General features: G+C 65.4%; 12 protein-coding genes. 9 read left to right on the top strand and 3 right to left on the bottom strand.

Annotation, left to right across the window (positions count from 1 at the left end; all coding sequences use genetic code 11):
• Positions 1–13: 13 nt before the first annotated feature.
• Positions 14–313: a hypothetical protein gene (locus tag ASF26_RS19640; protein WP_056258017.1), complete on the top strand. Its 300-nt coding sequence runs from the start codon at positions 14–16 to the stop codon at positions 311–313.
• A gap of 38 nt (positions 314–351) precedes the next feature.
• Complete coding sequence (locus ASF26_RS19635) at positions 352–1,092, top strand: YidB family protein (protein WP_056144233.1); 741 nt, start codon at positions 352–354, stop codon at positions 1,090–1,092.
• Between the two features lie 7 nt (positions 1,093–1,099).
• Here ASF26_RS19635 and mutM read toward each other — a convergent pair whose 3' ends face one another.
• Entirely contained in the window at positions 1,100–2,020 is a 921-nt protein-coding gene (mutM, locus tag ASF26_RS19630; RefSeq protein ID WP_056258014.1) for a bifunctional DNA-formamidopyrimidine glycosylase/DNA-(apurinic or apyrimidinic site) lyase, read from the bottom strand.
• Positions 2,021–2,164: 144 nt separating this feature from the next.
• Between mutM and ubiE the strand changes: the two genes are divergently transcribed.
• The 4 genes from ubiE to ASF26_RS19610 all read left to right on the top strand — a co-directional run bounded on the left by ubiE (position 2,165) and on the right by ASF26_RS19610 (position 6,533).
• Positions 2,165–2,938 carry a bifunctional demethylmenaquinone methyltransferase/2-methoxy-6-polyprenyl-1,4-benzoquinol methylase UbiE gene (ubiE, locus tag ASF26_RS19625; protein WP_056258230.1) on the top strand — a complete coding sequence of 258 codons (774 nt, stop codon included), beginning with the start codon at positions 2,165–2,167 and terminating at the stop codon, positions 2,936–2,938.
• 211 nt (positions 2,939–3,149) lie between these two features.
• Complete coding sequence (gene ubiB, locus ASF26_RS19620; RefSeq protein WP_056144224.1) at positions 3,150–4,706, top strand: 2-polyprenylphenol 6-hydroxylase; 1,557 nt, start codon at positions 3,150–3,152, stop codon at positions 4,704–4,706.
• 100 nt (positions 4,707–4,806) lie between these two features.
• Positions 4,807–6,078, top strand: a complete 1,272-nt coding sequence (locus ASF26_RS19615) for a phosphopantothenoylcysteine decarboxylase (RefSeq protein ID WP_056258011.1) — start codon at positions 4,807–4,809, stop codon at positions 6,076–6,078.
• Between the two features lie 245 nt (positions 6,079–6,323).
• Entirely contained in the window at positions 6,324–6,533 is a 210-nt protein-coding gene (locus tag ASF26_RS19610; protein WP_056258007.1) for a hypothetical protein, read from the top strand.
• 22 nt (positions 6,534–6,555) lie between these two features.
• Here ASF26_RS19610 and ASF26_RS19605 read toward each other — a convergent pair whose 3' ends face one another.
• Positions 6,556–6,963, bottom strand: a complete 408-nt coding sequence (locus tag ASF26_RS19605; RefSeq protein WP_056258003.1) for a VOC family protein — start codon at positions 6,961–6,963, stop codon at positions 6,556–6,558.
• 53 nt (positions 6,964–7,016) lie between these two features.
• Positions 7,017–7,649: a glutathione S-transferase family protein gene (locus ASF26_RS19600; protein WP_056258000.1), complete on the bottom strand. Its 633-nt coding sequence runs from the start codon at positions 7,647–7,649 to the stop codon at positions 7,017–7,019.
• A gap of 458 nt (positions 7,650–8,107) precedes the next feature.
• On the opposite strand from ASF26_RS19600, the gene rpsT reads away from it, so the two are divergent.
• The 3 genes from rpsT (at position 8,108) to dnaN (ending at position 11,748) form a co-directional block, all read left to right on the top strand.
• Entirely contained in the window at positions 8,108–8,374 is a 267-nt protein-coding gene (gene rpsT / locus ASF26_RS19595) for a 30S ribosomal protein S20 (protein ID WP_018042629.1), read from the top strand.
• 564 nt (positions 8,375–8,938) lie between these two features.
• Positions 8,939–10,450 (top strand): chromosomal replication initiator protein DnaA, encoded by a 1,512-nt coding sequence (dnaA, locus tag ASF26_RS19590; protein WP_056258228.1) that lies wholly within the window; start codon positions 8,939–8,941, stop codon positions 10,448–10,450.
• Between the two features lie 176 nt (positions 10,451–10,626).
• Positions 10,627–11,748: a DNA polymerase III subunit beta gene (gene dnaN, locus ASF26_RS19585; protein WP_056257997.1), complete on the top strand. Its 1,122-nt coding sequence runs from the start codon at positions 10,627–10,629 to the stop codon at positions 11,746–11,748.
• The last annotated feature ends 25 nt before the right edge of the window (positions 11,749–11,773 follow it).

Genomic DNA, 11,773 nt, shown 5'->3' with positions numbered 1-11,773 from the left:
ACGGAGCAATTCCATGCGCAAGGAACCTTTTATCCGGGCGAGCCTGCTCCTCGCTGCCGGAGTCCTCCTGGTGCATACCGCGCCCGCTCAGGCGATCTCCGATCGTCGCGACCAACCGACGGCTGCCGACGTGCCGTCCGAAACCCGATCGGGCGAGACATCTGGTTCGAAGCCCATCGGCGATGTGAAGCCGCCGAGCGCCATCCGCCCCTCGACGGCTGTCACCGAGGATGACGGGAAGACCTCTCGGACCAACCCGCTCGATCATCTGCCCGCGCGCGACCGCGCCGGGACCGGCGGACGCCGGGAATAGAATTCGCCGTCAAGGCTCGCTGCTCAGGAGGAACGACCATGGGATTACTCGATCAGGTCATCGGCGGTGTGCTCGGCAACGTCCTCGGCGGCGGCCGGGGCAGCGATCACCAGCAAGGCGGCGGTTCCGGTGGCGGAGCGCTCGGAGGCTCCCTGTCGCCGATCGTCCAGGCTTTGCTGATGCTGCTTCTGCAAAAGGGCGGCGGCGGGCTGAGCGACATCCTCGGCGGCGGCCGGGGCGGCCCGCCGGATATGGAGCAAGGCCGGCGCGGGCCGCCCGAACCCTATGAGGAAGGCGACCAGGGCGGGTTCAACCAAGACCCGTACAATGAGGGCCGAGACCGTGGCGGCTACGGCGGCGGATCGCGCGGATCGTCGCCCGAAGGCGACTTCAGCGACCTGTCGGGGATGCTCGACGGACCCGGCGGCGACCAGGGCTCTCGCGATCAGGGGCATTCCTCCGGCGCGGGGTCTTACAGCCGCCTCGACCGGGAGCAGGGCGATGATCTCGGTGGGTTCGACGGGTTGATCGATAAATTGCAGCGCGGCGGTCTCGGCGACGCCATCGGTTCCTGGATCGGGCATGGACAGAACCAGCCCGTGGAGCCGAACCGGCTTGCCGACGCCCTCGGTTCGGACACAGTGAACACGTTGCAGAGCCGCACCGGGCTCTCCCGCGATGATCTGCTGTCGCAACTTGCACAAGCGCTTCCGGGCGTCATCGACGGGCTGACCCCGCAGGGGCGCAAGCCGGCTCCGGAGGAGCGTCGCGGCTGGTAATACCGAGTCAGGCCCGGCGAACAGCAGGTTTGCCGGGCTTCGCAGGCTGACAGGTGGCACAGTAGAAGGTCGAGCGGCCCGATTGCACGATCCGCGCGATGGTGCCGCCGCAGCCTTTCGTGGTGCAGGGCTCGCCGGTGCGGTCATAGACCCGGAACGCATGCTGGAACGAGCCCGACCCGCCATCGGTATGGGCATAGTCGCGCAGGGTGGACCCGCCGGCGGCGACCGCCTCGGTGAGCACGTCGCGGATCATCCGCGCGAGCAACCGCGCTTTCGTCGTCGGCCGCCCGTCGTCTTTCGCCAGGATTCCCGCCGGCAATTCGGGATGCAGCCCGGCGCGGTGAAGCGCTTCGCAGACATAGATGTTGCCGAGACCAGCAATGAGCCGCTGATCGAGGAGAGCGGCCTTCAGCGGCGTGATCTTGTTGCGGAAGAGGAGCGCCAGGCTCTCCGGGCTCATGGCTTCGCTCAGCGGCTCGATCCCCATCGCGGCGAAATGCTTACAGCCGGCGAGGTCAAGGGTCGGCACGAGGTCCATGAAGCCGAAACGGCGCGCGTCGTTGTAAGTGACAGTCGTGCCGTTCGACATCGCCATCACCACATGGTCGTGCTTGGCGTTGCCGAGCGCCCCTTCGAGATAGAAATCTCCCGGCGAGACGTTGCGACCGTCCGGCAAGGCCACGTCGAAGCGCCCGCTCATGCCGAGATGCAGGATCAGGGTCTCCCCGGTGTCGAGACCGGCGGTAAGGTATTTCGCCCGTCGCGCCAGATCGGTCACCGTCGCGCCTTCGAGCCGCTGTGCAAATCGCTCGGGGAAGGGAAACCGGAGGTTCGGCCGGCGCAGGGTCACACGGGAGAACGTCGCGCCCACCATGGCGGGGGAAAGACCGCGACGGACGGTTTCGACTTCGGGCAGTTCTGGCATGGGCGGGGGCGAGGCTCTGGATCGGGGACGGCGCCGACATAACGAGGGCCGGCATCCGCCGCCGATCGTCATGCACCTGTCGAACCCGGCACATGGCGATCCGTGCCGGCTTTCGCTATGACGCTCGCGCAAGAGGATGGTGACATGAGTTCGGCCGAGCGTTCGAAGGACGAGACCAGCACGCATTTCGGGTTCGAGCAGGTTGCGCTCGACGAGAAGCAGGGGCGTGTCGACGACGTGTTCCGCTCCGTGGCGAAACGCTACGACCTGATGAACGACCTGATGTCGGGCGGGCTCCACCGCGCCTGGAAGTCGCATCTCATCTCGATGCTGCGGCCACCGCGCAACCGGCCTTTCCACCATCTCGACGTGGCCGGCGGCACTGCCGACATCGCCTTCCGCTGCTTGGAGGCGGGGGGCCCCGAAACCCATGTCACAGTGCTCGACATCAACGAGTCGATGCTGCGGGTCGGTGCGGAGCGGGCCGGCCACCGCTATGACGGCCGGATCGATTTCGTCACCGCGAATGCCGAGTCGCTCCCTCTGCCGAACGAGGCGTTCGACGCCTACACCATCGCGTTCGGCATCCGGAACGTTCCCCGGATCGACCTGGCCCTGGCCGAGGCACGCCGCGTCCTGAAGCCCGGCGGGCGCTTCCTCTGCCTGGAATTCTCAAAAGTCGATCTGCCCGTCCTCGACCGGATCTACGACGCCTACTCGTTCCACGTGATTCCTCGCTTGGGCGCGAGCGTGGCCGGCGATGCGGATTCCTACCGGTACCTCGTGGAATCCATCCGCAAATTCCCGACCCCTGGTCGATTTGCCGGCATGATCGAAGAAGCCGGGTTCAAGCACGTCACCCACCGGCCCCTGTCCGGCGGGATCGTGGCGATCCATTCCGGCTGGAAGATCTCGTGACGTCAGAGCGATTGTCTCAGATCGGCGCAACCTCGATACACCACCTCATCCTGAGGTGCCGACGCGTAGCGGCGGCCTCGAAGGAGGCTTCCAGATCACGCCGCGGCTTCTGGAGGCCTCCTTCGAGGCCGCTATCGCGGCACCTCAGGATGAAGGTCATGGGTGGGATGAAGCACCGTTCCGAGCTGACCATCCGCCCTGAAAGCATCCCATGCTAGGCGCCATCGTCTATCTCATCCGCGGTGCCGGGGTCGGCTTCGTGCTGGCACGCGAGGGCGGGCTGTCGTTCATCGACCCCACCGAGCTGCCGCCGCATCTTCGCTTCGCCCTGAAGCTCGGGCGGATGCTGGAGCGGCCGGGCCTCGGCGCCGGGGCAGGTCCGCTGCAACGTGCGCTGACCCGGCTCGGCCCTTCCTACGTCAAGTTCGGCCAATTCCTGGCGACGCGGCCCGACATCGTCGGCATGAATGCCGCCCTCGATCTGGAGAAGCTGCAGGACAGGGTTCCGCCGTTCCCACAGGAGCAGGCGATCCACGTGGTCGAAGCCGCCTTTGGCAAGCCGGTCCGCGAGCTGTTCCTGTCCTTCAGCGAGCCTGTGGCCGCCGCGTCCATCGCCCAGGTCCACAAGGCTCACATCCTCGACGCGAACGGCGTCGAGCGGGTGCTGGCGGTGAAGATCATGCGGCCGGGCGTGCGCGAGCGGTTCCAGCGCGATCTTCAGGTGATGCGGTTCATGGCTCGCGTGGTCCATGCCCTGTCGCCGAAGGCGGAGCGCCTGCGCCCGCGCGACGTGGTCGAGATCCTGGCCCGCTCCGTGATGATGGAGATGGATTTCCGGCTCGAAGCCGCGGCCATGTCCGAGCTCGCGCAGAACACAAAGGACGATGCCGATTTCCGCGTGCCGAAGCCCGAATGGGAGCTGACCGCGCGGGACGTGCTGTCGAGCGAGTGGATCGAGGGCATCCGGCTCAATGATCGCGCCGCCATCGTCGCTGCCGGCCACGACCCCAAGGCGCTCGGCCTCGCGGTCATCCAGTCCTTCCTGCGGCAGGCGATCCGCGACGGCTTCTTCCACGCCGACATGCATCCCGGAAACCTGTTCGTCGATGCGAGCGGCACGCTCGTGGCGGTCGATTTCGGCATCATGGGCCGGCTCGGGATGATGGAGCGGCGCTTCCTCGCCGAGATCCTGCTCGGCTTCATCCTGCGCGACTACAAGCGCGTGGCGCAGGTGCATTTCGAGGCGGGTTACGTGCCGGCCCACCATTCGGTGGAGGATTTCGCCCAGGCCATCCGCGCCATCGGCGAGCCGATCCACCAGCGACGGGCCGACGAGATCTCGATGGCCAAGGTGCTGACGCTGCTCTTCGACATCACTGCCCTGTTCGACATGAGCACCCGCACCGAATTGGTGATGCTGCAGAAGACCATGGTGGTGGTGGAAGGCGTCGCCCGTTCCCTGGACCCGCAGCTCGATATGTGGACCGGGGCGGAGCCGGTGGTCCGCTCGTGGATCGCGCGTAATCTCGGCCCCCTCGGGCGAATCGAGGGTGCGGGACGTGCAGCCCTGACCTTGTCCGACGTCGTCACCGACCTGCCCGATCTCGCCCAGCGCCTGCGCCGGATTCTCGTGCGTCTCGACGAGAGCGGAACCGGCGACCGCAAGGCGTTGGAGAGCATAGCCCGCAAGGAGCGTCGCCGGGCGCTGTGGTCCACGGCGGCGCTCTGGGCCATCGCGGTAGGCGCACTGATGATGGCGTTCCGGTAAGGGCCGGGTGAACGGGATGGCGCGGACACCGCTGTTCGTGGCCGCACTGTCATATCCGTTCGCTGTGGACGATCACGACGCGCGGGAGTAGCCCTCCATCATGACCCTCCCCCTCCAGAACCGACGCATCCTGCTCGTGATCGGTGGCGGTATCGCCGCCTACAAGTCGTTGGACCTGATCCGCCGCCTCCGCGAGCGCGGGGCGCGGGTGCGTCCGCTGCTCACGGCGGGGGCACAGGAATTCGTCACTCCTCTCGCCGCTGCCGCCCTCGCCGGGGAGCGCGCCCATACCGACCTGTTCGACCGGGCGGAGGAAGCCGATATCGGCCATATCAAGCTGGCGCGCGATGCGGATGCCATCGTGGTCGCGCCTGCCACCGCCAACCTGATGGCGCGGATGGCGAGCGGAGACGCCTCGGACCTCGCCTCCACGGTTCTCCTTGCGACGACCCTCCCGATCCTGATCGCTCCGGCGATGAATGTCCGCATGTGGCAGCATCCGGCGACGCGTCGGAACCTGGCGACGCTCAAGGGCGACGGTGTCCGAGTGGTCGGACCCAATGACGGCGCCATGGCCGAAGCGGAGTTCGGTCCGGGCCGCCTCGCGGAACCCCTGGAAATCGCCGATGCGGTCGAGGCCATGCTCGGTGAAATTTCGACGGCATCCTCGGCGGCGACCGGGGGATTCGGATTTCTCGCCGGTCGTTCGCCGCAGAAGCCTCTCGCGGGCCGGCGCGTCCTCGTGACGTCCGGCCCGACGCATGAACCGATCGACCCCGTACGATACCTCGCCAACCGCTCGTCGGGGCGACAGGGCCATGCCATCGCCGCCGCTGCCGCAGAAGCGGGCGCGGAGGTCACGCTGATCTCGGGTCCCGTGGCCATCGCCGACCCGAAGGGCGTTACAATCGTGCGTGTGGAGACCGCACGGGAGATGCTGGCGGCGGTGGAGGCCGCCCTCCCCGCCGATCTCGCCATCTTCGCTGCGGCGGTGGGGGACTGGCGCCCGGCGCAGGATCACGCGTCCAAGATCAAGAAGGACGGGGCGGCCGTGCCTCCTCTCTCGCTTGTCGAGAATCCGGACATTCTCGCCACCATCGCCCAGCGCAGTAAAGGACGCCCGACGCTGGTGGTCGGCTTTGCCGCCGAAACCGATTCGGTGATCGCCCATGCCCGGGCGAAGATCGCCCGCAAGGGCTGCGATCTGCTCGTCGCCAACGATGTCTCCGCCGAGGGCGGTGTCATGGGCGGCACCGCCAACACCATCCATCTGCTCGACCGGGAGGGTGGTCTGGAGACATGGCCGACCCTCGACAAGGACGAGGTTGGGCGACGACTGGTGGAGCGCTTCGCCGCGCGGCTCGCATCGTGATGCGGATCAATCCCGCAGATGCCACGTTAAGGCTTGACGAACCCTTCGCACCGCATCATGTGGGCGCAACCGCCGTTGCCCGGCATATGCTCGGCTCGGTGGATCACAGGAACTTTCGAACCCAATGCCCAGCGACAGTAGTCGATGGACCGCGCCGACTTCGGCCGACAGCGTGTTGAGCGCCTGATCGCTTGATCGGGTTCACCCGCGATCGGCCCTGACGGCCGGTCGAACGAGGTGAACTCATGACCTTCCAGACCCTTGCTTTCCGCCGTGCCCGCTCGCGCGCCGCTTCGCCCTCCCGCGACAACAGCGTGGCGTTGATCCTTCTCGTGATGATGACCCTGGTCTTCGCGCCCGTCATCGGCATGCATCTCGTGGCGGCCTTCGCCCCCTCCTCACTTCCTTCGACGATGATGACGCGCTCCACCGGCACGGCGATACCGCCGGGCTGAGCCCGGCGGCCAGATGCACGTGTCAGGATTGCGGCGGAATGGCTGCCGGATCCATATGCATCAGCTCCCAGACGTGGCCGTCCGGATCCTGGAACGAGCAGCCATACATGAAGCCGTAATCCATGTTCGGCTTCCAAGGCTTGGCCCCGGCCGCCAGCGCCTTGGCCAGAGTATCGTCGACCTCCTGACGCGATTCGCAGGAGAGGCAGGTCAGTACTTCGGTGGCCGTCGACGCATCGCAGATGTCACCAGTGATGAAGTCACGAAAGCGAGCTTCCGTCAGCAGCATCACGAAAATGCTGTCTGACACCACCATGCAGGCCGCATTCTCATCGGTGAAGGCTGGGTTGAACGTGAAGCCCAGGGCGCCGAAGAAGATCTTTGAGGCTTCGAGATCCTTCACCGGCAGATTGACGAAGATCATCCGCATGTCTGTCGCTCCTTCTCGTGATTCCGATGGGCATGGTGGGTCGCGAACGGCGATCAGTCCGCTTCCTGCTGCTTGGCCGACAGGGCGGATTCTTCGGCCGTGATCTTGCGGAAGGAGGGGCGATCCTTGATCCGCGCCACGTAGGCGACGATCACGGGTTCTTCCGGGACGAGTTTGAAGGCGGTCATCCAGCCGAGTGCGGCACCCCAAAGGATGTCGGCGGCGCTGAAACGCTCGCCCAGAAGATACGGCCCCTTCGACAGGCCCGCGACCATGCTGTCGAGAACCGCGTCGAAGCTGCCATAGGGGGACATCGCCATAGGGCCAGGCTCCCTTTCGAGAGCGCGGTCGATCACCGCCGGCTCGAAGCACGATCCGTACAGGATCATCCAGCGAAGATAGGGACCGCGCAGCGGGTCCCGGACCGGCGGTGCGAGGCCCTTCTCGGCGAACTCGTCTGCCAGGTAGAGATAGATCGCGGCCTGCTCGGTGATGACTGCATCCCCGTGGCGGATGGCGGGGACCTTGCCCAGGGGATTGATCGCCAGATAGGGGGCCTCGCGATGCTCCCCCGCCCTCATATTGAGGACGTGTAGGCGGTAGGGCGCCTGGAGCTCGTCCAGCAGGATCCGGACGCCAGACGAGCGCGTGTTGGGTGAATGATAGAGCGTGATGTCGGAGGTCATCAATTCCGTTTCGCGTGCGAATCGTGGAAGGCCACTTTCTCCGAAGCCCGGTCCCGGTCAAACGTCGGCTCATCGTCGGACAAAAAAGACAGCCGCCGGATGATCGTGCCGGGAACGAGAGTGCTGTGTCGGGGTGCCCCGTTCAACTGTCGGGGTTGCAGATAATCTGTTCGTAGTCCGATGCAATACTTGCTGTTGGGTGATTTTTGTTTTCGATCCGCGTCTTTCAGCGCGGAACGTCGATGGCTCGACCGAGGGTTCGGCAGCATCGGCGGCGCGGACATTCGCGCCTGTCGCGTTGACGGAATGCCGGGGCGTGTCTATAGAGCGCGCTTCGCTGACAGGCCGCACTCAAGCAGCCCGTCGGCTTCGCCATTGCCCGAACAACCTTCGCGCGTAGACCGACACACCAAGCCCGCGGGCTCGTCGGCATCGCCCTAAATGAACGAGGATGCCCCATGGCCAACACCGTGTCGGCCAAGAAAATGACCCGCAAGATCGCGAAGCGGACCGCTGTGAACCGCTCGCGCCGCAGCCGTATGCGTACCTTCCTCCGCAAGGTCGAAGAGGCGATTTCCGGCGGCGACCAGTCCGTTGCGCTGACCGCCCTGCGGGCAGCCGAGCCCGAGATCATGCGGGCCGCTCAGCACGGCATCGTTCATAAGAACAACGCCTCCCGGAAGGTTTCGCGCCTCGCAGCGCGGGTCAAGGCTCTCGCAGCCTGATCCTTTCCTTCCTCGGATGACGCGAAAGAAGCCCGGCCTCAGTGCCGGGCTTCTTTCGTTTCAGGCTCGGTTCTCCGCCCCGTTCCCGATACTTTTTCCGCACGAGCCTGCCGGATGTCTCGTGGCGGGTGCCGGTCATCTCTCGATGGTCCGGCCGGCTGGTCATCGCTTCAATTTGAGTCGAACCGTTAACCCTACTTGCGAATCTGCCGTGTTGCGGAGTCTAGGAGGGCTGTGTAGATTAATGATCTCTCGTCAGAAGCGGGAAAATTCACACTTAATTCAAACCTATCCGAATCGTCCGCAAGGTTTCGGGCGGCTCAGGACTCGGTGCGGATCAGCGAGACTCTCACGGCACCTCATACAGCTTTCCCCGCAACCCCCGTTGTTAGGAGAACCGTAGCTTATTGTTGATAGGCTCCTCTCATCGGCAAAAGCCTGCGGTGGAAACGTTGACTCCGCCGGATCTCTATGGGTTCCGCGAATTCCTTGCGGGGCATGAAGTCAGTCCAGTGTGCGTACGTTCCGAGCGGCGGCTTCGCCCTCGGCGCGAGGAGAGCGATGATGCATGTCGATGGTAGCGTGGCGGGTAACGCCGAGACCGGCATGGGTGGCGCAGGGGGATCGGACACGGTTGCTGCCTGGGCGCGCGTGAAGCGGCGCCTCCGGGCGGAATTGGGCGAAGACGTCTTCGCCAGCTGGTTCGCGCGTCTCGAATTGGTGGAGGTGGTCTCCGGGACCGCCCGCCTTAGCGTGCCGACCCGATTCCTTAAGAGCTGGATCGAATCCCACTATCTCGACCGTGTCCTGGCTACGTTCCGCAGCGAGGTAGAGAGCGTCTCTCTCATCGAGGTGGGCGTGCGCGGAGCAGGTGCTCCCCCACGGGTCGTTTCGGGTGCGGTCAAGTCTTCGTCTCCCGCGAGTCCCCTCGCCCGTCTCCAGGCCACCAGCAACGCGCAGCCCTCATCCGGCGAGATGACCTTCCCGGCCGAGGCCGAATCATCCTCTCAGCCACGCGGCGAAGCCTCCGGTGACCTCAACGGCGCGCCCCTCGACAATCGCCTCACCTTCGCGAGCTTCGTCGTCGGCCGATCCAATGCTCTGGCACACGCCGCTGCTGAACGCGTGGCCCGTCATGATGGGCAAGGCGCCCTCTACAATCCGCTCTATCTCCATGCTGGCGTCGGTCTGGGTAAGACCCACCTTCTCCACGGCATCGGCCATGCCGCGCGCGAATCCGGCCGCCGTGTGATCTACCTCACCGCCGACCGCTTCATGTACGGCTTCGTCAACGCCCTGAAGACCCAGAGTGCGCTCGCTTTCAAGGAGAAGCTGCGCGCCATCGATCTGCTCATCCTCGATGACGTCCAGTTCATCCAGGGCAAGTCGATCCAGGCCGAGTTCGGGCACACGATCAACTCACTGATCGATGCGGGCCGTCAGGTCGTCGTCGCCTCGGACCGTCCGCCCACCGAACTCGAAGCCCTGGAAGAACGGGTCCGTTCCCGTCTGGCCGGCGGCCTCGTGGTCGAGATTGGCATGCTGGACGAGCAATTGCGCATGTCGATCCTGTCGGCGCGGCTCGCTGCAGTGCGGGTGGCGCATCCGAATTTCGAGGTGTCGCCCACCGTCGCCACCTATGTGGCTCGCGCGATCACTGCCAATGGCCGCGATCTCGAAGGCGCCGTGAACCGGCTTCTCGCCCATGCCACGCTCACCGGCGCCGCCGTGACGATGGAGACGGCAGAGACGGCGATCCGCGACCTCGTTAAGAACCGCGAGCCCAAGCGCATCAAGATCGAGGACATCCAGAAACTGGTCGCCTCGCGCTACAACGTATCGCGTTCGGACATCCTGTCCGAGCGGCGGACCGCCGCCGTGGTCAAGCCGCGCCAGATCGCGATGTATCTGTCGAAGGTGCTGACTCTACGGTCGCTGCCCGAGATCGGCCGCCGTTTCGGAGGTCGCGACCACACCACAGTGCTCCACGCGGTCCGCAAGATCGACAAGCTGATCGCCGAGGACAACGTGCTGAACGACGAGGTCGAGCTCCTCAAGCGGATGCTGCAGGACTGACTTGCGAGATCAGGGCAATGCGGGAGACGTCCTTCCCGCATTGCCCTGGATAGAGCCTTCCGCGCTCTTGCGTTCGGACAGGGCCTTCGCCAAGTTCACCGGCCAAGCCGCCGGCTCCATCCGTCATCGTTTTCGGGGTGGGCGACGTTTTTTTAGAATGACCACGAGTTGTTGCGATGAAAGTCACTGTCGAGCGCGCGGCTCTCCTTCGATCGCTCGGCCACGTGCATCGCGTGGTTGAGCGGCGCAACACGATTCCGATTCTCTCCAACGTGCTCCTGCGCAGCGGGCTTGATGGACTGGAGCTGAAAGCGACCGACCTCGACATCGAGGTGACGGAATCCGTGCCCGCCGACATCGTCGATCCGGGTGCCACCACCGTACCCGCGCATGTGATCTACGACATCGTGCGCAAGCTTCCCGATGGAGCGCAGGTCTCGCTGGAGACGAGCGGCGAGACTGGGCAGATGACGATCCGTTCCGGGCGCTCGCGCTTCTCCCTCGGTGCCCTGCCCGAGGGTGACTTTCCGGATCTCGCCGCCGGCGAGCTCGGTACCAGCTTCGCCATTGGTGCCAGCGACCTCAAGCGCCTCATCGAGAAGACCCAGTTCGCCATCTCCACAGAGGAGACGCGTTACTACCTCAACGGCATCTACCTCCACACGATCGAGGTCGACGGCGCGCTGAAGATGCGTGCGGTCGCCACCGATGGCCATCGCCTCGCCCGCGTCGAGATCGATGCTCCCGAGGGCAGCCGTGGCATGCCGGGCATCATCGTGCCGCGTAAGGCCGTGGCGGAGATCCAGAAGCTGGTTGAGGATGGCGGCGAGATCGTAGAGATCGACCTATCGCCGGCCAAGATCCGCTTCCGCTTCGCCAGCGGCGTGACGCTGATCTCCAAGCTCATCGACGGCACCTTCCCCGACTACCAGCGGGTGATTCCGTCGGGGAACGACAAGTTCCTCACGGTGCAGCGCGACCAGTTCGCCCGCGCTGTCGACCGTGTCTCGACGATCTCGTCCGAGCGCGGCCGCGCGGTGAAGCTCGCCGTGCAGGAGGGCCGCCTTGCCCTCTCCGTCAATAACCCAGATTCCGGCAGTGCCACGGAAGAGCTCGACGTCGATTACGAGGCCTCCGCCCTCGATATCGGCTTCAACGCCCGCTACCTCCTCGACATCACCAGCCAGCTTGAGGGCGATACGGCCCTGTTCAAGCTTGCCGATCCCGGCTCGCCGACCTTGATCCAGGACCGCGAGGGCGCCTCGGCGCTGTATGTGCTGATGCCGATGCGGGTGTGATCGAGGTCGTTTCGCCGATTACCCC

Origin of the sequence: Methylobacterium sp. Leaf93 (genome assembly GCF_001422345.1) — a bacterium.
GTDB lineage: Bacteria > Pseudomonadota > Alphaproteobacteria > Rhizobiales > Beijerinckiaceae > Methylobacterium > Methylobacterium bullatum.
The sequence above is the reverse complement of the archived record's forward strand: the minus strand, read 5'-3'. Positions and strand labels throughout refer to the sequence as shown.

Excerpts from the sequence above, each read along its gene's own strand:
- ubiE (WP_056258230.1), top strand. The coding sequence starts at position 2,165 with ATGAGTTCGGCCGAGCGTTCGAAGGACGAGACCAGCACGCATTTCGGG.
- ASF26_RS19600 (WP_056258000.1), bottom strand. The coding sequence starts at position 7,649 with ATGACCTCCGACATCACGCTCTATCATTCACCCAACACGCGCTCGTCT.
- ASF26_RS19635 (WP_056144233.1), top strand. The coding sequence starts at position 352 with ATGGGATTACTCGATCAGGTCATCGGCGGTGTGCTCGGCAACGTCCTC.
- ubiB (WP_056144224.1), top strand. The coding sequence starts at position 3,150 with ATGCTAGGCGCCATCGTCTATCTCATCCGCGGTGCCGGGGTCGGCTTC.
- rpsT (WP_018042629.1), top strand. The coding sequence starts at position 8,108 with ATGGCCAACACCGTGTCGGCCAAGAAAATGACCCGCAAGATCGCGAAG.
- ASF26_RS19640 (WP_056258017.1), top strand. The coding sequence starts at position 14 with ATGCGCAAGGAACCTTTTATCCGGGCGAGCCTGCTCCTCGCTGCCGGA.
- ASF26_RS19605 (WP_056258003.1), bottom strand. The coding sequence starts at position 6,963 with ATGCGGATGATCTTCGTCAATCTGCCGGTGAAGGATCTCGAAGCCTCA.
- mutM (WP_056258014.1), bottom strand. The coding sequence starts at position 2,020 with ATGCCAGAACTGCCCGAAGTCGAAACCGTCCGTCGCGGTCTTTCCCCC.
- dnaA (WP_056258228.1), top strand. The coding sequence starts at position 8,939 with ATGCATGTCGATGGTAGCGTGGCGGGTAACGCCGAGACCGGCATGGGT.
- ASF26_RS19610 (WP_056258007.1), top strand. The coding sequence starts at position 6,324 with ATGACCTTCCAGACCCTTGCTTTCCGCCGTGCCCGCTCGCGCGCCGCT.
- dnaN (WP_056257997.1), top strand. The coding sequence starts at position 10,627 with ATGAAAGTCACTGTCGAGCGCGCGGCTCTCCTTCGATCGCTCGGCCAC.
- ASF26_RS19615 (WP_056258011.1), top strand. The coding sequence starts at position 4,807 with ATGACCCTCCCCCTCCAGAACCGACGCATCCTGCTCGTGATCGGTGGC.